Origin of the sequence: Streptomyces sp. NPDC046900 (assembly GCF_040644975.1) — a bacterium.
Classification (GTDB): domain Bacteria; phylum Actinomycetota; class Actinomycetes; order Streptomycetales; family Streptomycetaceae; genus Streptomyces.
The window spans coordinates 20898-42878 of the sequence record NZ_JBEYXD010000070.1 but is presented as its reverse complement, the minus strand read 5'-3'; the positions used below and the strand labels follow the sequence as shown (position 1 = coordinate 42878).

General features: G+C 69.4%; 13 protein-coding genes and 2 pseudogenes. 10 read left to right on the top strand and 5 right to left on the bottom strand.

Translation table 11 applies throughout. The features are described from left to right. The 4 genes and pseudogenes from ABZ904_RS39055 to ABZ904_RS39040 form a co-directional block, all read right to left on the bottom strand. Nucleotides 1–93 (bottom strand): annotated as a pseudogene (locus ABZ904_RS39055) (phosphate transport system regulatory protein PhoU); the annotation flags it as partial. Between the two features lie 379 nt (nucleotides 94–472). Next, nucleotides 473–691, bottom strand: coding sequence for a hypothetical protein (locus tag ABZ904_RS39050; RefSeq protein ID WP_361001609.1), 219 nt, complete (start codon nucleotides 689–691; stop codon nucleotides 473–475). Nucleotides 692–912: 221 nt separating this feature from the next. Further along, nucleotides 913–1131 (bottom strand): hypothetical protein, encoded by a 219-nt coding sequence (locus ABZ904_RS39045; RefSeq protein WP_361001606.1) that lies wholly within the window; start codon nucleotides 1129–1131, stop codon nucleotides 913–915. Nucleotides 1132–2023: 892 nt separating this feature from the next. Beyond that, complete coding sequence (locus ABZ904_RS39040) at nucleotides 2024–3856, bottom strand: glycoside hydrolase family 2 TIM barrel-domain containing protein (RefSeq protein ID WP_361001603.1); 1833 nt, start codon at nucleotides 3854–3856, stop codon at nucleotides 2024–2026. Between the two features lie 185 nt (nucleotides 3857–4041). On the opposite strand from ABZ904_RS39040, the gene ABZ904_RS39035 reads away from it, so the two are divergent. The 5 genes and pseudogenes from ABZ904_RS39035 to ABZ904_RS39015 all read left to right on the top strand — a co-directional run. Next, nucleotides 4042–5103: a LacI family DNA-binding transcriptional regulator gene (locus ABZ904_RS39035; RefSeq protein ID WP_361001600.1), complete on the top strand. Its 1062-nt coding sequence runs from the start codon at nucleotides 4042–4044 to the stop codon at nucleotides 5101–5103. Between the two features lie 232 nt (nucleotides 5104–5335). Continuing rightward, on the top strand, nucleotides 5336–6679 hold the full coding sequence (locus tag ABZ904_RS39030; protein ID WP_359407337.1) for an extracellular solute-binding protein: 1344 nt from the start codon (nucleotides 5336–5338) through the stop codon (nucleotides 6677–6679). Nucleotides 6680–6691: 12 nt separating this feature from the next. Continuing rightward, complete coding sequence (locus tag ABZ904_RS39025) at nucleotides 6692–7639, top strand: sugar ABC transporter permease (protein ID WP_361001597.1); 948 nt, start codon at nucleotides 6692–6694, stop codon at nucleotides 7637–7639. Nucleotides 7640–7651: 12 nt separating this feature from the next. Next, nucleotides 7652–8524, top strand: a complete 873-nt coding sequence (locus ABZ904_RS39020; RefSeq protein ID WP_359407344.1) for a carbohydrate ABC transporter permease — start codon at nucleotides 7652–7654, stop codon at nucleotides 8522–8524. A 566-nt stretch (nucleotides 8525–9090) separates the two neighbouring features. Next, nucleotides 9091–9219 (top strand): annotated as a pseudogene (locus tag ABZ904_RS39015) (aldo/keto reductase); the annotation flags it as partial. Between the two features lie 116 nt (nucleotides 9220–9335). On the opposite strand, the gene ABZ904_RS39010 reads toward ABZ904_RS39015, so the two are convergent. Continuing rightward, a complete protein-coding gene (locus ABZ904_RS39010) occupies nucleotides 9336–9752 on the bottom strand; it encodes an ANTAR domain-containing protein (RefSeq protein ID WP_361001593.1) in 417 nt (138 codons plus the stop codon). Between the two features lie 475 nt (nucleotides 9753–10227). On the opposite strand from ABZ904_RS39010, the gene ABZ904_RS39005 reads away from it, so the two are divergent. From ABZ904_RS39005 to ABZ904_RS38985, 5 genes are all read left to right on the top strand, one after another. Beyond that, a complete protein-coding gene (locus ABZ904_RS39005) occupies nucleotides 10228–11967 on the top strand; it encodes an amino acid adenylation domain-containing protein (protein ID WP_361828874.1) in 1740 nt (579 codons plus the stop codon). 67 nt (nucleotides 11968–12034) lie between these two features. Next, complete coding sequence (locus tag ABZ904_RS39000; RefSeq protein WP_361001587.1) at nucleotides 12035–12733, top strand: FkbM family methyltransferase; 699 nt, start codon at nucleotides 12035–12037, stop codon at nucleotides 12731–12733. A gap of 380 nt (nucleotides 12734–13113) precedes the next feature. Next, nucleotides 13114–14604, top strand: a complete 1491-nt coding sequence (locus ABZ904_RS38995; RefSeq protein ID WP_361001584.1) for an amino acid adenylation domain-containing protein — start codon at nucleotides 13114–13116, stop codon at nucleotides 14602–14604. Further along, nucleotides 14508–16454 carry a condensation domain-containing protein gene (locus ABZ904_RS38990; RefSeq protein ID WP_361828878.1) on the top strand — a complete coding sequence of 649 codons (1947 nt, stop codon included), beginning with the start codon at nucleotides 14508–14510 and terminating at the stop codon, nucleotides 16452–16454. The genes ABZ904_RS38995 and ABZ904_RS38990 overlap by 97 nt, the downstream gene beginning before the upstream one ends. After that, nucleotides 16451–21871, top strand: a complete 5421-nt coding sequence (locus ABZ904_RS38985; RefSeq protein ID WP_361828872.1) for an amino acid adenylation domain-containing protein — start codon at nucleotides 16451–16453, stop codon at nucleotides 21869–21871. The genes ABZ904_RS38990 and ABZ904_RS38985 overlap by 4 nt, the downstream gene beginning before the upstream one ends. The last annotated feature ends 110 nt before the right edge of the window (nucleotides 21872–21981 follow it).

Below are 21981 nucleotides of genomic sequence, written 5' to 3'. Positions count from 1 at the left end.
GGTGGCCCGGCTCATCGCCGAGCCGGCCAGTCGTGCCATCTCCACCAGGCCATCCCCGATGGACGCCAGCTCCCCGTGATACGTCTCCCGCATCGGGCGCCTCCACGCCCGCTTCTGACTCCGCTCGCGCCTGTGCTCGCCGTCAGACTCGCACACCCGGCGTACAGGCGGCGTCATCGTCTGTGTCAGCAAGGTGTCAGCCTGGCCACAGCTGCGGCCTCTACCACCGTCGATCACGGTCGCCCGAGGAGTGCATGGGACGGAGGAGGAGGGCGACGTCGTCGCTGTCAGAGTCTTGGATCAGAACGCGTCCGTGCCCCATCCGTGTCCGGTCCTGCGGAAAACCACGGTGCCAAGCGGCCACCGCTCAGGGCAACGGCCCCTGCCTGTGGCGCGTGTTCAGGGGCCCGTTCAACTGCTCGGTCGGGGTGGGATCTCAACCCACGGTGGCTCGCCCCGCGACGGGCGGTTCTCACGGCATCGCCGGCCAGACCCCGGGCCCTCCGCCGTGCCACTCGATCAGAGGCGAGTCGGCCACATCGACCTCATCCAGGCCCTCCATGCCGACCCGCTCCAAGAACACGCTCAGGTTGTGCACTCTGTACGCCCTCCCGAGCGTCTCGCCATCCACCCGGACATGCCGACCGCCGGCCTCGTCGGGCGGGTACACGATCACGCGACGTTCGGCCATGCCATCAGCGTCACTCGTCCCGCGCCGGCGCGCATGCAGAGAGGGCCTTCTGCGGCACGTGGCCCGCCCCACCCGATGAGGGTGCGGGCGAGGCGGGCCGCCTGAAGGACCCGACAGATGTCGAGTTCAAGCAACGACGCCCCCGGTGACACGCAAGGCGCGCCTGGCAAGGTAGGTGCGGCTGCGCCGACCCCGTTTCGGGTGATGTGCTTGTCGGCTGGTCAGGCCAACCGCCAGCCGGACAGCCGACTGTCCTCACCGACCTCGGCGGTCAGCCGGGCACCCGACAGATCACGCACCCGGACACCGAGGGCATCGGCGATCTCGGAAGCCGGGTAACGCTCCAGCTTGGCGCACTCTCCTGGCGGCGCAACCGCGACCACCTCGATCTGGTCTCCGAACAACAGCAAGAGACGGACGAGTGCGCGCTCAGTGGCCATCGCCGCCACTCCTCTCGATAGTTGCGGTGGTGGGCGTCTCCCGGATAACGACGGACCCACCACCGTGGCCCGCGGCCGCCTTCTCGATTCCGGGGTTCATCCGCATCACGGTCTTCATCGGAAGGTCGAACGAGGTGAGTGAAGCCGGCGTGCGCTCGGCGGCGTCCCTGAGCACATCGCATTGCCATTACGGTCCAGGACACTGATCGTGAGGTCCTCAAGAGCCATTGATGGTCGGATCCGGCTGCCGTGGTTGCTGTACTCCGCAACCGACGACGCCGTCCTGCCCGCTGAACTCACCGCATAGCCACAAAAGAGATCACCGAGTGGCCGTCGATACACCACTTCGGGACGTGACCCAGCAACCCCAGCAATGGCCCGTGGCCCGTAGCGTCCCTTGGGTCGTGGCAACTGCTTCCTTCTGACTCACGCCGAAGCGCAAAGCGTCGACGTTTTCGATCGGTTCGTAACACCACTGCACTCGACCGACTTCGGTCACCACGGCCCACGGATCCGACCACATCCCGAGCAGCTCCGTTGAAACGCCACGCCGACATCGTGCAAGAACTCCTCGACGAAAGCGTTGGGTACTTGAAGAGCAACGGCACCATGCCACCAGGAGATGAGGCTTGGTGGGAGAGCCACCGACGCCGGCTGCAGCACGTAGCGCGGGACGTCGGCCACGGCTGATCTCGCCCTGCTGCCGCCGACCCCATCGTCTGTGGGCCCGTTCCGGGCGGCCCGGGGCCGACTGCCGCGGGAGGGGCCGGGCCACCAGGCCGGCGAGTGCGGCGGCCTGGTGGGGTCCGACGGCGCCGCACCCTGACGCCCCCGTGCGGTGCAGAAGCTCCCGGGACCGGTCGCGGGCGGGGCTTCGGCGGGTACCGCCCGGTCAGACGGCCGGCGTCGGGGTCTCGTCCTTCTCCCCCGTGACGATGCGGCGGATCGTCTCGAGCGGCAGCTTCGGTGAACCATCGGGGAAGAGCAGGCCGTTGGTCTCCTGCGCGGTGTCCATGAACTGCGTGTAGCAGAAGCCCGCGACGGCCGGGCTCGACCGCAGCGCGCCGAACAGGTCGCCCAACAGCGCGGCGTACTGCGTGTCGGAACTGGTCCGGGTGTAGGAGAAGTCGCCGTCGTCGGCCCGCAGCGAGAGGCCGCCGAACTCGGTGATCATCAGCGGGGCGTCGCCCGCGGCGTACCGCTCGACCTGCTGGGAGGTGACCGCCAGCGCCCGCCCCTGCGGGCCCGGACCGGCCAGCACGGCTTCGAAGGCTGCGGCGTCACCGTAGCGCCGGGTGAGCTCCTCGGGGTCGGCGGAGTAGTCGTGGACACCGAGGATGTCGCTGTCGGTGTGCTCCCACCCCTCGTTCGACACCACCGGACGGGTCGGGTCGACGGCCCGGGTGAGATTCGCCAGGGCGATGGAGTAGTGCCGCTGCGCGGGATCACGCGGAATGTCCGACGCTCCCCAACTCTCGTTGATCGGCACCCAGGTGACGATCGACGGGTGGCTGCGGTCGCGCCGCACCAGGTCCAGCCACTCGCGGGTGAGCAACTCCACCGCCTCGGTGTTGAACTCGTAGGCGGCCGCGGTCTCGCCCCACACCAGGAGGCCGAGCCGGTCGGCCCAGTACAGGAAGCGGGGGTCCTCGGCCTTCTGGTGGATGCGAACCGCGTTGAACCCCATCGCCTTGATCAGCTCAACCTCGCTGCGCAGCTCATCGGTCCCGGCGTTCGCGATCAGGGTGTCGGCGCGGTAGCCCTGGTTGAGCACCGAGCGCACGTAATAGGGGTGGCTGTTCAACAGGAAGGCGCCGCCGCCGACGCCGACGCTGCGCAGACCCACGTAGCTGTCCACCGTGTCGAGGACCACGGAGGTCCCGGCGTCGCGCACGGTCACCCGTGCGTCGAGGAGGGTCGGCCGCTCGGGGCTCCACAGCAGGTCCTCGCGGTCGATCCCGTTGCGCAGTGCGGGGATGACGAGGTCGATCCGGCTGCGCGGCGTCTTGACCGCAGTGGTGCTCTCGGCCAGATCCTCGCCGTCGAGCCTCAGCACGACCTCCACCGTCAGCGGGGCGGTCGGCGCCGTGGCCAGGGTGATCTCGGTCAGGACGCCGCGCGTGGGGTCGGGGATCCAGGCCAGGTCGGTGATGTGCTGGGCCGCCACCGTCTCGGTCCATACGGTCTGCCAGATGCCGGTGGTCCGCTCGTACCAGACCGCGTGCGGCCGTTCCTGCCAGTCCTGCTTGCCTCGCGGTTGCGCCAGGTCGGCCGGGTCGTCCTCAGCGCGGACGACGAGCACATGTTCGCCAACGCCGGGCCTCATCGCGCCGGTCACGTCGGCGGTGAACGGGGTCTGCCCGCCGACGTGTTCGGCCACCATGTGGCCGTCCAGCCATACCTTCGCCCGATGGTCGACGGCTCCGAAGTGCACCAGTGCCCGGTCGCCACCGCTGACTGCGAGGACCTCGTGCGGTATGCGGCAGCGGTACCAGACCACCCGGTGCGGCCGGGTGTCGCCGACTCCGGAGGCGGGGGCTTCGGGCGGAAACGGGACGGTGATCTCCCGGTCGAAGCCACCGGCCCCCTCCTCGGCGAACCATGCGTCGCGCTCGCCCGCGTCGGCGTCGTCGTACCCGAACTCCCAGACGCCGTCCAGGCTGTGCCACCGCTGCCGCTGCAGGATCGGCCTCGGATACGTCCCGTCCCGCTCGGTCGCCCTCACGAGCCCTCCTTCTGCCTTCTCCGGTATGCCCGGCACCAGCGTTCCTATAATCGACGTCCATCATCATGAGTGATCGTTTGCAACGATGCAAGGCCCATCCGGAGCTCTGCGGCAGCGTGGCGGCCGGGCGGCGTCGCCGGTGCGGCAGACTTTGAGAGCCGACTCGACGGGAAGGAGGCCGCCCAGTGGTCAGAGTGCGGATGCGAGACGTGGCCGAGCACGCCGGAGTGTCGGTGCGGACGGTGTCAAATGTGGTCAGTGGCTACGCACATGTCAGGCCGGAGACCCGAGCCCGGGTGCAGCGCTCGCTGGACGAGCTGGGCTACCGGATGGACTACCTGGCTCGCGGCCTGCGGTCGGGCCGCACCGGTTTCATCGCCCTCGCGGTGCCCTACCTCGCCGAGCCCTACTTCGCCGAGCTCGCCCAGGCCCTCATCCGGGCCGCGGGCCGGCGCGGGATCACGGTGCTGGTCGAGGCAACCGCGGGCGACAGCGAGGTGGAGCGGAGGATCCTCGAGGGCGGCCTGACCAACGTCGCCGACGGCGTGCTGCTCAGCGCCCTGACGGTGCCGGCGGCCGATGTCGCCGCGACGAAACCCGACTTTCCGCTGGTCCTGCTGGGTGAGCACAGCGTCGGCGACCAGTTCCCGCGGGTCGGGATCGACAACGTGGCGGCCGCCCGCACCGCGGTTGAGCACCTGCTGGACCAGGGCTGCCACAGGATCGTCGCGCTCGGCCAGAACAGCAGCGAGAACGGTCGCCAACGCACGGAGGGCTACCGACAGGCGATGTCGGCGGCCCGGGTCCGGCGGGTGAACTGGCTGGTCGTGCCGGTCGAGGACTGGAGCAGGGATCAAGGCTACGCGGCCGTGCGGGAGCTGCTGGAGGGTGACGGCCCGCTGCCGGACGCGATCTTCGCCTTCAACGACGCGCTGGCCGTCGGAGCGCTGCGGGCGCTGGACGCCTCCGGTGTGCGGGTGCCCGAGGACGTCGCGGTGGCCGGCATCGATGCCATTCAGGAGTCGGCTTACACCCACCCGCCGCTCACCTCGATCGCCCCTGACCTGGACGTCATCGCCGAGCGTGCGCTCACCCTGCTGGAGGAGCAGATGCAGCGCCCCGCCGGGCCGGAGGAGGCCGCACCGCCCCAGGAGCCTCAGACCGGGCCTGCGACAGTGCCGCACGAGGCGACGCCCTTCCGGCTGGTGGTCCGCGAGTCCTCCTGTCGGCGGCCCGCGGCACCGTGAGTGCCGTCCGCGCCGCGCGGCGGTCCCCGCGGTCGGCCGCCCCGGACCGGGCGATTCGCAGCGGCGGCCACAGCCCACAGGAGTCACACGTTCCGTAGGGGCCGCTTGCCCTCGACGTGCCTCGGAGCCTGCGCTCGAGGGCCTCTTCGTACCGACCTATTGCATCGTTGCAAATCGTGTGTCAGGGTCTGCGCCATCCAGTTCACATCGGAGTGACGAGGTGAAGACCCCCATGAGCGGAGCGCTGGCGCGCCGACGGTTCCTGGCCCTTGGCGGCGGTCTCGCCCTGACCGGAGGGCTCGCGGCGTGCACCTCCCCGCTCGCCTCCGGCCTGACAGGCTCGCAGCCGAACACTGCGGACGTCATCTTCTGGAACCTTTTCACCGGCGGTGACGGCGCCAACATGGTGCTGATGGAGGACGCGTTCCGGAAAGCCAACCCCAACACCTCGGTCGAGGCGACCATCCTGGGCTGGGGCAGCCCCTACTACACGAAACTGGCACTGGCGACGGCGAGCGGCACTCCCCCGGACGTCGCCATCTCCCATCTGTCACGGCTTCCGCTACTGGCCGCGTCCGACCTGCTGGAACCGATCACACAGACCGGGATCGGGGAACTGGGCGTCACCAACGACAAGTTCACCCCTGCCGCCTGGCAGAAAGCCACCGTGGACGGGACGGTGTACGCGGTGCCCCTGGACACGCACCCCTTCGTCCTCTACTACAACGTGGACCTGGCTCGCAAAGCCGGCCTCCTCAATCCCGCCGGCGACGGCCTCACCCCGCTCAAGGGCAAGGAGGACTTCCTGGCCGCCGTCAAGGCGATGAAGGAAGCGGGCGGCGCGCAGTACGGGGCGGTGATGTCGATCACCGCGGATCCCTCCACGGCGTGGCGATACTTCTGCATGATCTACTCCGGGCTGGCCGGACCGATCGTCACCCACTCCGGCACCCGGATCGCCATCGACAACGAGGCGATGCAGGAGACATTCGCCTTCATCCAGAGCCTCACCGCGGGGGGCCTGATGCCGAAGAGCCTCAACGGCTCTGGCGCGAACGCCCTGTTCAGCACCGGCAAGTCCGGGTTCCTCTTCGACGGCGAGTGGCAGATCCCCTCGTACCGGCAGGTCAAGAGCCTCCACTTCAACGTCGTCCCCTTCCCGGCGCTGCTCGGTCCGAAGCCGGTGGCGTACGCCGACTCGCACGCACTGGTCATCCCACGCAACGCCCAACGTTCCGCCGCCCGCACCCGGGACGCGGCGCGGTTCATCAAGTCCCTGCTCGACAACAGCTCCGTATGGGCGCAGGGCGGGCACATCCCCGCGTGGCTGCCGACCCAGCACAGCAAGGCATTCCTCGACCAGTCACCACAGCGCAACTACGTGCAGGCCGCCTTCAACGCCCAGTACGACCCCGTCGCCTGGTACACCGGCGCGGGCTCGGACTTCCAGAACACCGTGGGCGCGACGATCATCGACGCCATCTCCGGGCGGCTCACCCCTCGGGGCGCGGTCTCCAGCATGCGCTCCGGCCTGAAGCGGTTCACCACGGCCCGACCGCCGGTCACGATGAAGTAGGAGGCAGCCACCATGACGACCCTCGTCTCGACGCGACCGGCACCCACGGCGCTCGCGAAGCCCCTGCCGCTCGACCGGCCGCCCCGCTCCGAACGAAGGGCCGGTGTGCTGCTCAGCGCGCCCTTCCTCGTGATCTATCTGGTGTTCCTCGTCGGCCCGCTGCTTGTGGGTGTGGTGCTGAGCTTCTTCAACACCACCACCGTCAAGAACGGGCTGGGCGACTGGGTGGGCCTGTCGAACTACTCCGATGTGGTCGGCGACCCGCTGTTCTGGAACGCCATGTGGCACTCGGTGCTCTTCACCCTGTTCACCACACCGCCGCTGGTCGTCCTCGCGCTGGTCTTCGCCATCCTCGCCGCCCGTATGCCGCGCGGCCGGGTCTTCTACCGCCTGGCCTTCTTCGCGCCGTACGTCGTGCCGTCCTCCGTGGTCGCGCTGATCTTCCTGTGGATGTACACCCCGCAGATCGGATTGCTCCCCAAGCTCTTCGGCGCCGTCGGACTGCCGGTGCCCGACTTCATCGGCAGCACCTCGGGCGGCTGGACCGCCGTGACGCTGATGACTCTGTGGTGGACCTTCGGCTTCAACTTCGTCCTCTACACCGCAGCGATCCAAGACGTCCCACCGGACGTCTACGAGGCTGCGGCAATCGACGGGGCGAGCCCCTGGCAGCAGATCCGCTTCATCACGGTGCCGCTGCTCGGCCGGACCACAAGCCTGGTGGTGATCCTCCAGATCCTCGCCTCGCTCAAGGTCTTCGACCAGATCTACCTGCTTCTGAGCGGCGGGCCCAATCAGTCCACCCGGCCGGTCATCGAATACGTCTACGACACCGGCTTCACCTCCTACCGGGGCGGCTACGGCGCTGCCGCCACCATGGTCTATTTCGTCATCATCGTCGCGATATCGGCGGCCTGGTACGGGCTGCGGCGCCGGCGCGCGACCAGCACCGCGGCCTGAGTGGAGGACACCATGACCACCATCACCCAGCCGCGGCCCGCCGCGACGACGGCCGCGCCCGCGGTCGACGGCGCGAAACTCTTCAACCGGCTCTGCGGCGTGTGCCTGACCCTGTTCGCCCTGATCTGGCTGGTGCCCTTCGCCTGGGCACTGATCACCTCGCTTCGCTCCGACGGATCGATCACACAGGATCCGACCTCACCGTTCGCCGGCGGCTGGTCCCTGCACGCGTACTCCTACGCGTGGGACAACTACCCGATCGGCACCTGGTACCTCAACAGCCTGGTCATCTCGACCCTCGCCGTGGTCTTCACGGTGACCTTCTGCTCGATGGCGGGCTTCGCGCTGGCGTTCCTCCGCTACCGCGGCCGGACCGTGGTGATGAGCCTGATCGCGGCGGGGCTGATGCTGCCGACCGAGGCCCTGGTGCTGCCGCAGTTCATCGAGTACCGATCGCTCCACCTGCTGGGCACCTTCTGGGCCTTGATCCTGCCCTCGGTCGCCGCACCAGTGTCCGTCTTCGTCTTCCAGGCATTCTTCCGCGGCATCCCCATGCCGCTGATCGAGGCCGCCCGCATCGACGGGGCGAGTTGGTGGCGGGTTTACGCAACGGTCTGCATGCCCATCTGCCGGCCGGCCCTGTCCACGGTCGCCATCCTCACCTTCATCACCTCCTGGAACTCCTTCCTGTGGCCCCTGCTCGTCCTCAACCAGACCAAGTCCCAGACCATCCCCGTCGGCCTGGCCTCCCTGGTCAACAACAGCAACATCCAGTACGCCGAGGTCATGGCCTCCTCCGTCCTGGGCTTCCTGCCGCTCGTCGCCGTCTTCCTGGTCTTCCAGCGGCAGATCGTCCAGGGCATCGCGACGACGGGGATCAAGTAACGGGGCCCGCGCCGGCCCAGGCTCGGCTGAGCCTGGGCCGGCGCGGGCCCGACTGCGAAGGGACACGGGACCGCAGCCGGCCGCCGCAGCCGGGGGCCCCTTTCCTCTTTGCCACGGCGGGCAGCTGGGACCCGGCAGGACGAAAGGCCCCGGCCCACCGGCCGGGGCCTTTTGTCAGGCAACCCGGCTCTCCGCGCGCGGCAGCGGCGGTAGGCACCCTCGCGTGCAGGCTTGGCGTAATGGACACAGGGGCGAACTCACTGGCGTCGGTACATCCGCTTGCTCCATTTGGCGGAATTGCGGTTACGGGCAGCGCGGTGGCGCGTTGTGCGAGTATGAGCGGAAGTCACCGACGAAAGCGGTCACGGTCTCGAGCGTTCGACCAAGTGCAAGCGCAGTTGGCTCGTGCGGCTGCTGCGATGGCTGTGGCGAAGAAGTGGCCGCGGCAGAAAGTGGAAGAAACGGTTCGCCCGGCGGATGCGGAGCCGGATGACGGCCGTAGTGAGGCGGCCCGCCCGGCTTGAGCCGAGGCCCTCGCCTGCCTTTCCGCCGCCCGACCAGCGGCGGTCGACCTTTACCTCATCCACTGGCCCACCACGGCCTGGGACCTGTACCTGGAGAGCTACAAGGCGCTGGAGAAGATCCTCGCCGACGGGCATGCCCGCGCCGTCGGCGTCTCGAACTTCCAGATCCCCACGTGCAGCGACTGCTACCGGCGGCGCCGTGCGCGCCTACGGCGGCTACGTCGACTCCAGTCGAGGAGGTCAAGAGTTGGCGGTGGCGTACGGCCGGCGCGGTGCGAGTGATCGCCTCACACGTCGTCGAGTTCCTCGCCCACTGGCACCCGCCCCCCGTGGCCTTCGGGCAGCGGGGAGCCTCCCCTTGCACGAACGCACTCGCCTCTCAAACGCGCCAGCGCTCGCCGTAGTTCGGTGAGTTGGGGGTCCGGCAAAGTGCCCCCTAGCGCAAATTGCAACACCTCTTCGGCAACAACGCGCAGCTTTGTATTGGTGCGCTGCGATACATCCCGCAGGGCTTCAAATGCCTCTTCGGGTGGAACCTGTCCGAGAACAACCAGGGCGCCTATGGCCTGGTCGACGATAGCGTGCGAGGTTACCGCCTGCTTCAGCTGCTCCTTTTCCGCTTGGAGCCGTTCATTCTCGGTCGCGACATTGGTGGCGGACAGCGATTCCGACGGGCGGCGTGTGGAGACTGCGAAGGAGCACATCAGATCATCCGGAGTCGAACGGGGGCGGGACTCTGGTCTGCTACCCCATCTGTATTGGGCTAGTTTCTTCCATACTGAACCCTTACCTGTAGACCGGATTGTCACCGTATGCCCACTGTGATCCGGTGCCAGGCGAGGTTCTTCCCCTGTATTCCACTCGGTGGCGCCCACGTACACCACCTCGTCACCCTCGTCCTCGCAGTCAGCCAGCCCGATGTACACCTTCCTCGGCAGAGTCCTCAGGCCGGCGCCCTGCGCAGAACCCCGGCACAGAACCGGAAGATCATCATGCCCCGAACCCGCTTGGCGGGTCGACGCAACCCCCACCCAGCAAACCGGACTTAAAGCAGGAAACCGACACTACGACCGCCCCCTGACGAGACGCTGAGTTAGGACGTCGTCAAGGAGCGTTGCCCATCAGGCAATCGCGTACGTACGTTCGCGTGGCAACTCGGTGCGTACAAGTGGGGTTTCCGTGCGGCAAGAAGAGGCTGTCACTCGCGGTGAGCTGGTTGGCCGCAAGGTGGACAGCGAAACTGTTCATGGCGTTCCAGGGCTGGTCAGGGCGGTGTCGCGGTTGAACCCGACGGCCGTCGCCGCCCAGGCCGGGGCGCGGACGATGACATACCGGCAACTGGAGGTACGGTCCGACGCGGTCGCTCAGGCATTGCGAGACTGCGCGACGCCTGGTCTGCCCGTCGTGGTGGTGGTGCCCCGGAGCAACGAGTTGCTGGTCGCGTTGCTGGGAGTACTCAAGGCAGGACTGCCGTATCTGCCCGTCGAGGCGCAGGATCCGCCCGCCCGGGTGCGTCAGGTGCTCGAAGTCGCCGGTAGCACAACGGCACTGGTGACCGCCGCCACCGAGTCCATGATGGCCGCGCAGGGATTGCACACGATCGAGATCTCCTCGCTTGCTGCCGGAGCAGTCGAGGGCGAACCCGAACCGCTGCTCGAGGCCGCTGCCGAACAGCCCGCATATGTGTTGTTCACCTCGGGTTCAACGGGGGCGCCCAAGGGTGTCGTGGTGCCGAACGCAGCTTTGGTCAACCGCCTGTTGTGGATGCGGGACGCCTACCGGATCAGTCTCACGGACCGCATCCTGCAGAAGACGCCCGTGACTTTCGATGTGTCCGGCTGGGAACTGTGGCTGCCGTTGATCTCCGGGGCCACCTGTGTCCTGCTTTCCCTGGAGGAGCATCGCGATCCGGTACTGGTGGCGCGGGCCGTCGTGGAGCAGCAGATCACGGTCTGCCATTTCGTGCCCTCCATGCTGCGTGAGTTTCTCCGGTGGCCGGACGCCGCGCGGTGCACGTCGCTGCGGCACGTGTTCTGCAGCGGCGAACAGCTCCCGGTGGAGGTGGCCAGAGACTTCGTGAGCACCCTGACCGCTGCTCTGCACAACCTTTATGGTCCCACTGAGGCGGCCATCGACGTCAGTCACTGGAGCTGTCCGGCGGCAGCGGCGGATATCGACGTCGTCTGCATTGGACGACCGATCGACAACTGTGTGCTGACGGTGCTGGACGAAAACGGGCTGCCGGTACCGCCTGGCCACGAGGGCGAGCTGCATATCGGTGGCGTGCCGCTGGCGTTGGGTTATCTGAACAGGCCGGACCTGACCGCGAAGGCGTTCGTGGGTGCCCCGGAGGGGTCTTCGGTGAAAAGGCTGTACCGGACCGGCGATCGGGTGCGGTTGGTCGACGGCGAGCTGGAGTACTTGGGACGCGTCGACGATCAAGTCAAGATCCGAGGTCAGCGCATCGAACCACAGGAGATCGAGCACCACCTCGCCGCGCATACCGAGCTGAACGGGGCCGCGGTGGTTGCGGGCAAGGTCGCTGAGGACGTGGAACTCGTCGCCTGGGCGCAGCCCGCGAGTGCCGACGAGGTTCTTGATCATGGACGAGACTCCCTTGACCACCAGCGGAAAACTGGATCGAGCGCTGTTGCGCCGGCGCGCCGGAGAACGGCTGACCGACGGACGACCCACACCGGCTCCGTCGCGCGAGGTGAGTGTCGAACGCCCGCTGCTGCGCGAACTCCTGCGGGAACGCAAACATGTCACCCGTCAGGACCCCACGCCCGCGCCGTTGCGCGCAGCGGTGAAGCAGGCCGCGGACAGCAGTGGCGCCGAGCCGGTCGCGGCGGTGCCCGAGGGGCCGCACCGGCCTGGAAACCCAGGCCGGGCAGGAGCGGAGTCCGTCGGGACGAGTAAGACGGCTATGGATGTTCCGCTGCCCGACGGACGAACGGTGCGCTGTCCTCAGGCAACCGACGCGCACATGTTGTGGCGGGAGATCTTCGAATCCGGGGTCTACGCGGAGGCGGCAAAAGGCATCGCTCGGGGAGAGACGGTGCTCGATGTGGGGGCGAACATCGGTATCTCGGCGATGTACTTCGCCGAACAGGCCGATGACGTGCGGGTGCTCGCCTTCGAGCCGGCCACGGATGTCTTCGGGTGTCTGGTCGAGAACCTGACCCGGCACAGCAGTGCGGCGCAGGCGTTCCCGTACGCGGTTGCCGATCAGAAGGGGCAACGCACCTTCGGTTACTACCCGCTGACGCCGAGCCAGTCCGGGCTCTATGCAGACCCACGCATCGACGATCAACTGACCATCGCCTACCTGCGCAACCGAGGTCTTGACGAAGAAGAGGCGGCGAAGGTCTGTGAAGGAATTCATGCCCCGGAATACGCGACCGTCGAAGTCGTCACCATCTCCGACATTCTCGCGGACAACCACGTGGACCGGGTGGCGCTCCTCAAGATCGACGTCGAACGGGCCGAACTGGATGTGCTCCGCGGGATCGCGGACGACGACTGGCACCGTATTCGGTCGGTCGTCGTCGAGGTGCAGGACATCGACGGCCGTCTGGCCATCTGCTCGAACCTCCTTGCGGAGGCCGGATTCACCGTCTCCCACCAGCAGGAACCCTGGTTGGCCGACACCAACCTCCACACGCTGATGGCCACGCGGCTCTGAGACCCGCCGCTGCCCTCGGACAGCGGCGGGCCGGGAGCAGTCGCGAGAGCGCGCGCGGACGGACCATCCCCCGATCCGACGGGGGCGACACCCGTCTGCCCCCGTCACCGCATCCACGTCAACACCACGGCCCAGACCCGTGCTGACCCAAGGTGCGACCGAGCACACGCTGGGCACCCCCGGAACCCATCCGGACCAGGGCTTCACTCAGCGCACCACTGCCTGCCGCTGAAGCACCTGGGCATACCGCGGGACATCGCGTCCATGGTCCGGTTCCAGCCCAGCTCAGCGGCGTGATGAATCACTGGAGCACCGCTTCATGTGGACGGGGGCTGTCCGTCGCATGAGCAGCCCCCTTCGAGTAATGAGAAAGAGTCCCCATGACGAGTGTGTACGACCTTGTCGCCGCTCAGGTCGAACGCGTCCCCGACGCGACCGCGGTCATCGTCGGTGATCGCCGAACCAGCCACCGAGAACTGGACAGGCTGGCCGCCGGCTTCGCGCGGCGGCTGACCGAGCCGTCCGGGGGCCTGGTCGGTGTGTGCCTCGGCCGCGACGAGCGCCTGGTGGCCGGGCTGCTGGCGGTGTGGCGGACAGGCTGCGGCTACGTCCCACTCGACCCGCATCTGCCGGTGCCCCGCCTCACCGGAATGGTCCGACAGGCGGGGCTCCAGCAGATCCTGACCACACGTGAACTGGCCCCGACCGTCGCCGCGACCGGCGCACAGCCCGTACTGATCGACGGCCCGGACGACGGTGCAGAGGCTCCGGCCAGGGCGGGCAGCGGTGTCGCGTACGTGCTGTTCACGTCCGGTTCCACCGGCACCCCCAAGGGTGTGGTGATTGAACACTCCTCCGTGGTCGCCCTGCTGAGATGGATGGGCCGGACCATCGACCCCGGGCACCTGCGGGCCGGACTGGCCACGGCGTCGATCTCCTTCGACGCGTCCGTCCACCAGATCTTCGGACCTCTGAGCGCCGGAGGTTGCGTCGTCCTGGCGGACGACATCCTCGCGCTGCCGACGCTGCCCGCCCGCGACGAGGTCACCATGATCAGCGCACCCCCCTCGTCGCTGGCCGCCCTGTTGGAACAGCCGCTGCCCAGCAGCGTGCGCCGGGTCAACGTCGGCGCCGAGGCGGTCACCCGCCCACTGGTCGACCGCCTTTACGCGCAGCCGGGTGTGGAGACCGTCGTCAACCTCTACGGGCCGACCGAGTGCACCGTCTTCTGCGCCACACACGTCATCGCCCGCGACGAGATCGGCAATCCGCCCATCGGAACGGCGGTCGCCGACTGCGAGCTGACCGTGCGTGACACCGGCCAGCGGGTGGTGGACGACGGGACGCCGGGCGAGCTGTGGGTGGCGGGACCGCTTGTCGGCCGGGGCTATCTCGGCACGCCCGAACTGACGGTCGAGCGATTCGTCGAGGACCCTGCCTCCCCCGGCGGCCGGCGCTACCGCACCGGCGACCTCGTCCGCCGCAAGGACGGACTCCTGTACTACCTCGGCCGCCTCGACGATCAGGTCAAGGTGCGCGGCTTCCGGATCGAATTCGGTGAGGTCGAGTCCGCCTTGGCCGCGCACCCGGCTGTGCGGCACGCCGTGGCCATCGCCCCGGCTGACACCGACGGAACCCGCGTACTGCACGCCTACGTGGAGTCCGCGGCGGCGAGGCCGAACTCCGGGACCACCTGCGCGAGCGACTGCCCCACTACCTGGTGCCGGCGCGCATCCTGGTGCTGGAGAAACTGCCACGGAACACGAACGGCAAGGTGGACCGGGCCGCACTGCCCGCGATCCCCCTCACCAACGGCACCGACGGCGACGACACCTACGAGGCGCCGCGCGACGGCGCTGAGGGACAGGTGACAGCCATCATCGCGGATGTCCTGGGTCTTCCCCGAGTGGGCAGCACGGACCGCTTCGACGCTCTCGGCGGCCACTCGCTGGCCGCCGCGCGAGTTGTCGCACGCGTCCGCGCGGAGTTGGGTGCCACCGTACAGCTGGGAGACTTCCTGGCCGAGCCCACCGCGGCGGGACTGGCCCGCCGACTCGCCGGCGCCGTAGCGCCGGTACCGCCGCCGACCAGGCTGCCAGCCGCAGAGGTGCCGCTGACCGACATACAGCGCCAACTGTGGACGACGCGCCAGGTCAGTGGCTTCCCCGGGGTCACCACCGAGGCATTCGCGATCGGCATCATCGGCCCTGTCAGCTCGGCCGCGCTGACCGCTGCCCTGGACGCTCTCGTCGTCCGGCACGAGGCGCTGCGCACCGTGGTGCGGGAGGGCGAGCACGGGCCGATGGGCGAGGTGCTTGCCCCGGCCCGCGTGCCCTTCACCGAGTACGACGCACGGACGATGACCGAAACGGAGATCCGTGCGCTGGTCGACCAGGCGGCCCGGCAGACCTTCGCGTCCGACCACGACATACCGCCGCTGCGCGCCGTGTTGCTGCGCACCGCGCAGGACGCGGCCACCTTGGTGATGGCCGTCGACCACATGTCCTTCGACGGCTGGTCCGGCGGCATCGTCCTGGACGAGCTCGCCGCGCACCTTGCCGATGCCGGGCACCAGCTCGCGGACCCCGCCGTGCAACTGGGTGACGTGGCCCGCTGGGAGGAGAAGCTGTTCGCTGCCTCCTCGAGTGCCGACCAGGCGTTCTGGACCGAGGAACTGGCGGGCGCACAACCGCCGTACGACGTGGCCCGCCGCCCTCGCAGCGGCCCCCCGAAGTACCGGGGAGCGCGACTGGTCCGCCCGCTGCCGACGGAGACGGCCGAGGCCGTGCACAGGTTGGGCACAACCACCGGACTGAGCGAATTTTCCTTGTACCTGGCGGCGCTGGATGTGCTGCTCGCCCGCTGGACCGGCACCCACGACGTTGTCGTCGGGGTTCCGGCGGCGCGACGCGAGTTGGTGGAACTCGACCGGGTGGTCGGCCCGCTGATCTCGGTCCTCCCGGTCCGGGTGCGGTGGGAGCCCGAGCAGAGCTTCCGCTCGGTGGCCGCACTCGCGGCGCTGGCGCGCAACCGCATGCTGGCACACACCGACCTGCCCGCGGCTGCCCTCTCGGAGGCGGCCGACGCAGCCGGTGTGGCGCGGCTGGCCGGAGTGCCGCTGACCCCGGTGGCGCTCTCGGTGCACCCGTCCGGGGCTCCGGTCCGTGCGTCGGCGGGTGAGGTGGAGCTGCGGTCACTGGGCGAGTTGGACACCGGTGCGGCCCGCTACGAAGTCACCTTCCTCGTCAACGAAACCGCCTCCGGCACCGAAGTGCAGCTGTCCTACGACGTGGAGCGCTTTGACGAAACCGCTGCCGAGGCACTTCTGGACGGCTTCTTCCAGGTCCTCACGGAGGGCACCTCCGCGCCCGACTATGCCTGCTTGGCCATCGCACTGTCGGTGCCGCCGCGGCAGGAGGCCTCGCCGCGGACCGCGGTGGAACGGAAGCGGGTGGAGCCCGCCACGGTCGTGGAGGTGTTTCTCGCGGAGACCTGGGAGCGGCTGCTGCACGTGGAGAACGTTGCGGCTTCCGACTCCTTCTTCGAACACGGCGGTACCTCGCTGACGGCGATCCGGGTGGCCAGGGAGATCTGGGACGCGCTGGGCGTCGAAGTGGCCGTGCACACCGTCTTCGAACTCCCTGTGCTGGCCGACCTGGCTGCTGAAGTGGAACGGCGTGCCCTCGCCGTTCTGGACGCGGAGGAGGGCGGCACCGAATGACCGTCCCCGCCACCCGCTCCTCGGACAGAGACCAGGACCGGCTGCGGGCACTGCTGTCCGCTCGGACGGTGGGCCCGCGACGCCCCGCCGAGCAGAACGGTCCGGTGCCGCTCAGTGCCGCTCAACAACGCATGTGGTTCGAGTCCCAGCTACAGCCGGACAGCCCCGCCTACCTGGTTCCGGTACTGCTGCGGCTGCGCGGTGCACTGGACCGCGACGCGATGCTGGGGGCGGTGCGCCACCTCGCCGAGCGGCACCACGTGCTGCGCAGCGTCGTGGACGCCTCAGGACCGAACCCGGTCATGGTGACCAAGCCGGCCGAGGACGTGCCGCTGGACACCGTGGAGCTCGGCTCGTTCCAGGACCCGGAGGCCGAGCTGGAGCGTCAGGTGCGTGAGCACGTGCGCCGGCCCTTCGCGCTGGAGCGTGAGTGCCCGCTGCGGGTCGTGTGCTTCGCCTTGGGCGAGGAGGACCACGCGCTGCTGCTGGTGGTGCACCACATCGCCACCGACGCCTGGTCCACCGGACTGCTGGTGGCCGATTTGGCCGCTCTGTACAGCGCCCGGCTGGGCCTTGGCCCCCTTCCGCCGGCACCACCGCAGTACGCCGCGACCGTCGAACCGCTGCCCGACGAGCTGGAGTCCCGCCACCTCGACTGGTGGCAGGAGCGGCTTCGCGGCTCCACCGGAGCGCTGGACCTGCCGGCGGACCACCCGCAGCGCTCGGTGCCCTCCGATACCGGCGGCAACGTGCCCCTGGCGTTCCCCGTTGAGTTGGCCGCACGGCTGCGGGCGCTGGCCGCCCAGTCGGGCGGTACGCCCTTCATGGTGCTGCTCGCCGTCTGGCAGGCGCTGCTGGCGCGCATCTCCGGCAGCAACGACATCGCCGTGGGCGTGCCGGACGGCGGACGCCGCGTGCCGGGCAGCGACCGGGCGGTGGGCTTGTTCGTCAACACGGTGGTGATGCGCTCCGATCTCTCCGGGGATCCCACCGGGCGGCAGCTGCTGCAGCGGGTACGGACTACCGTTCTGGACGCGCTCGGCCACGCCGACGTGCCCTTCGACCGGGTGGTGCAGCGGGTGCGCCCACAGCGCACCACAGGCGTCAGCCCGCTGTTCGACACCATGGCGAACCTCTACCGCCGCCCGGACATCTCAGGGCTCTTCGTGGGCCTGGTGGCCGAGTACGCCGAGATCAGCACCGGTTCCGTCAAGACAGACCTCGCCCTGCACTGCTTCGAGCGCGAGGACGGCGGCCCGCTGAGCGGTGTCCTGCAGTTCCGCGCCGAGCGGTTCACCCGGGACAGCGCGCAGCGCATCGCCGACTGGTACCTGCGCATGCTGGACGGTCTGCTGGCCGACCCGGACCAGCCGGTGGGGGCGCTGCCCCTGGCCGAGCCCAGCGCGGGGGTACTGCGCGGGCCCGTGCGCGACTACCCACTGGAGCGCCCTCTGACGACCCTGGTGGAGGACAGGGCGGACGCCACGCCCGACTCCGTCGCGGTGACCGCATGGGACGGCACACTATCCTACGCGGAGCTGGACCGGCGGGCCAACCGGGTCGCCCACCGGCTGCTTGCCGCCGGAGTGCGCACCGAGGCGCCGGTGGCTGTGCTGGCCGACCGAAGCCTGGACCTGGCAGTCGCCCTGCTGGGTGTCCTCAAAGCCGGGGCGGCGTTCGTGCCGCTGGAACCGTCCTACCCGGACGACCGGCTGGCGGGGACCCTGGCGGCGGTCGGCGCGGACATCGTGCTGGCGCAGCGGGACTTGGCGGGCCGGGTGCAGGCAGGCCACGTCGCGGTCATCGAGGAGACGGCCGCCGACAGCGGGTTGCCCACCACACGGCCCGCGATACGGGTGAGCCGGGACCAGCTCGCCTACGTGATCTTCACGTCGGGATCGACCGGGACGCCCAAGGGCATCGCGGTGGAGCACCGCAGCCTCGTGCACTATCTGCACGGCGGCCTCGAGCGCATCTCCGGGCACGGGCAGTCCTTCGCACTGCTGTCCACCGCCGCAGCCGACCTCGGGTATCTGTCCCTCTTCGGGGCTCTGGCGAGCGGGGGCACGCTGCATCTGGTGGAGCGCGAGACGGCCACCGATCCGGAGCGGCTGGCCGAGTACTTCGCCACCCACTCGGTGGACGTCGTCAAAATGGTGCCCAGCCACCTGGAGTTGCTGGCCGCACACGGCGACCTGGCGGCGGTGCTGCCGCGCCGCACCCTGGTGCTGGCAGGTGAGGCGTGCCCGTGGCAGCTGTTCGACCGCGTCCGCGCGGCCCGACCCGACCTGACGGTGCACAACCACTACGGCCCGACCGAGACCACCGTTTCCGTCCTGGGATGCGACCTGACACAGGCCGGCGCGACGGAGGGCCGGGGCGGTGCGGTCGCACCGCTGGGCACCCCCTTCCCCAACGCTGTCTGCTACGTGGTGGACCCGGCCGGGCGGCTGCTGCCGCCCACGGTGCCGGGCGAACTGCTGATCGCCGGCCCCGGAGTCTCCCGCGGCTACTTCAACAATGCCGACTCCACCCGGCGCGCTTTCGTGACCGACCCCCTGGAGGGCACCCACCGCTGCTACCGCACGGGCGACCGGGTTCGCGTGCGCGCCGACGGCCTGATCGAGTTCCTCGGCCGCCTCGACGACCAAGTCAAGGTACGCGGCTACCGCGTGGAACTCGGCGAGGTCGCCGCCGCCTGCCGTGCCCTGCCCCAGGTGCGCGAGGCCGTCGTCCTGGCCGTCGGCGAAGCCCACCAGCGGCGGCTCGTGGCCTGGCTCGTACCCTCGGATGGCGAACCGCTGGACACCCGGGCCGCGCGGACCGCGTTGCGTGCCGTGCTGCCCACCCACATGGTGCCGTCGGCGTTGGTCAGCGTGCCGAGCATCCCGCTGACGCCCAACGGCAAGGTGGACCGGGCAGCACTCCCCCAGCCCGAGGCGGAGGACCGTGCGGACCGGACAACCCCCCGGACCGACACCGAGCGCCGCATAGCCGCCGTCTGGCAGGAGATCCTTGAACTCCCCGACGCGGAGTTCGACATCGACGAGGACTTCTTCTCCCTCGGCGGCGACTCGTTGCGCGCCCTGCGGGCCGCCCGGGCCATCGACCCGGCCCTACGGGTGATCAACCTGTTCACCCGTCCCACCGTGCGTGAACTGGCGGCCTTCCTGGACCAGCCCGCCGAACCCGATTCCGGGCTGCTCCAGCGGCTGGCAGGTCCCCCGGAGGGGACCACGCCCAGCGTGACGGTGCTCTGCGTCCCCTATGGAGGCGGCTCTGCGGCCTCGTACCAGCCGCTGGCGAAAGAACTCACGTCACGTCACCCCGATGCGGAGATCCTGGCCGTGGAGCTGCCCGGCCACGACCCCGCACGCTCGGACGAGACCATGCTCACGTTGCCCGAGATGGTGGACGGCTGTCGCAACGAGCTTGCGCAGCGCGGTGCAGGACCGGTGCTGGTCTACGGGCACTGCGTCGGTACCGCGGCCGCGGTCGCCCTGGCACTGGAGCTGGAGGCCCAGGGCGGCGAACTGGCCGGGGTGGTGCTCGGAGCATCGTTCCCCACTGCCAGGCTTCCCGGACGGCTCTCCTCCCTCGTACAGCGCTGGTTCCCCAGCGACCGCTGGACCTCCGACCGCGCCTACCGCGAAGTACTGCAGGCCCTCGGCGGACAACTGGAGGAAGAGACCCAGGAAGCGATGATCGGCGCCGTGCGGCACGACGCGCGCCAGGCCATCGACTGGTTCAGCTCGCAGCTCGAGGCGACCGACGCCGCGCGGCTGCGGACACCGGTCCTGTGCGTCGTCGGAGACCGAGACCGCACCACGGAGCTCTTCGAGGAGCGGTACCAGGAGTGGCACGCCTTCGCCGACGAGGTCGAGCTCGCCCGGATATCCGGAGCCGGTCACTACTTCCTCAAACACCAGGCCGTCGAACTGGCCGAGCTGATCTCCGGCCGACTGGCCGGCGGCGGCCCCGCCGCCGCGCCGTCCAGGGACACCGCGTCTGCCGACGCTGCCGGCCCGTCCCCCCGACCGGCCCGTCCGGCCCGTCGGGATCTGCGCGACCTGCGCCTGTTCGCGATGCTTGCGCTGGGCCAGACGGCCTCGATGACCGGCGCCGCACTCACCGCGTTCGGCCTGGGCGTATGGGTCTACCAACGCACCCACCAGGTCGGCTACTACTCACTGATCACCATGCTGGCGCTGACGCCCGCGTTCTTCGCCGCCCCCCTGGGCGGCGCGGTCGCCGACCGGTACGACCGACGCCGCGTACTGCTGGGCTGTACCGCGGTCTACGGCATCACCCTGTCCGGGCTGATCGCCGCGGCGGCCACCGGGAGCCTGCAGATCTGGGAAGTCGCCCTCTTCACCGGACTGACCTCGGTGACGGCCGCCTTCCAGCGGCCGGCATACCTCGCCTCGGTCGCCCAACTGGTACCCAAGCCCTACCTCGCACAGGCCAACGGCATCATCCAAGTGGGCACCGCCATCAGCACGCTGATCGCACCGATGCTCGGCGGCGCCTTGATCACCCTGACCGGACTGAACGGCGTGGTGTACGTCGACTTGGTCGCCGTACTCATGGGCGCGAGCGTATTGCTCGTGGTGCGCTTCCCGAACCGGCTGTTCCGCAAGCGACGGGAGACCTTCGCCTCGGCGATCACGGGCGGCTGGCGCTTCATCGTGCGCCGCCCCCCGATGGTGGCGATGGTGGTCTTCTTCGTCGTCGTCAACTACATCACCGCCACCACGACCGTGCTCACCGCGCCGCTGGTGCTCTCCACGAGCAGTGCAGCGGTGCTGGGTCTGGTCGTGGCCGCCGGCGGACTGGGCGCTGCCGTCGGCGGCCTCAGCATGGCGCTCTGGGGTGGCACCCGGCGCCGTGCCGACGGCATGATCGGCACGACCATCGGGATGGGGCTGGCGACCGCGCTGATCGGGCTGCGGCCCGTACCCGTGCTCATGGGCGTCGGGCTCTTCCTGTGGTGGGTCTGCACCGCCATCCTCAACGCGCACTGGCTCGCCATCCTGCAGGCGAAGGTCGGCCTGGAACTGCAAGGCCGCGTCGTGGCGACCAACCAGATGCTCGCCACCGGACTGATGCCGCTCGGCTTCCTGCTCACCCCCCTGCTGTACAACCACGTGTTCGGGCCGTGGGTCGCCGGCAGCCACTTCCTCCAGTGGATCATGGGCGGTACGGGACAGGGCCGCGGCATGGGCCTGCTCATGGTGGTCGGAGGACTGCTGCTGTCCTGCTGGGGCATCCTCGGGCTGCGCTACCGCCCCCTGCGCCACATCGAGGACAGACTTCCCGACATTCCCACCGCCGGCGTCGTCGCGGAGGACCTCGATGCCCTCCAGGACGAGGCGGACGCTCTGCAAGACCGAGCCGGCTCCGCTCACCACCCGTGATGCCCTGCAGACGTGAGACGCCCTCGGCGGCCGCATCGGCCCTACGACGACCGTCCCGCCGCCCGCCGACGCCGTGACCAACACACTTCACACCCACGAAGGACAGCAAG

What these genes read in the sequence shown, in the direction of transcription:
- ABZ904_RS39050 (WP_361001609.1), bottom strand. Translation starts at nt 691, where the DNA reads ATGGCCGAACGTCGCGTGATCGTGTACCCGCCCGACGAGGCCGGCGGT.
- ABZ904_RS39045 (WP_361001606.1), bottom strand. Translation starts at nt 1,131, where the DNA reads ATGGCCACTGAGCGCGCACTCGTCCGTCTCTTGCTGTTGTTCGGAGAC.
- ABZ904_RS39030 (WP_359407337.1), top strand. Translation starts at nt 5,336, where the DNA reads ATGAGCGGAGCGCTGGCGCGCCGACGGTTCCTGGCCCTTGGCGGCGGT.
- ABZ904_RS39025 (WP_361001597.1), top strand. Translation starts at nt 6,692, where the DNA reads ATGACGACCCTCGTCTCGACGCGACCGGCACCCACGGCGCTCGCGAAG.
- ABZ904_RS39020 (WP_359407344.1), top strand. Translation starts at nt 7,652, where the DNA reads ATGACCACCATCACCCAGCCGCGGCCCGCCGCGACGACGGCCGCGCCC.
- ABZ904_RS39010 (WP_361001593.1), bottom strand. Translation starts at nt 9,752, where the DNA reads ATGTGCTCCTTCGCAGTCTCCACACGCCGCCCGTCGGAATCGCTGTCC.
- ABZ904_RS39000 (WP_361001587.1), top strand. Translation starts at nt 12,035, where the DNA reads ATGTTGTGGCGGGAGATCTTCGAATCCGGGGTCTACGCGGAGGCGGCA.
- ABZ904_RS38995 (WP_361001584.1), top strand. Translation starts at nt 13,114, where the DNA reads ATGACGAGTGTGTACGACCTTGTCGCCGCTCAGGTCGAACGCGTCCCC.
- ABZ904_RS38985 (WP_361828872.1), top strand. Translation starts at nt 16,451, where the DNA reads ATGACCGTCCCCGCCACCCGCTCCTCGGACAGAGACCAGGACCGGCTG.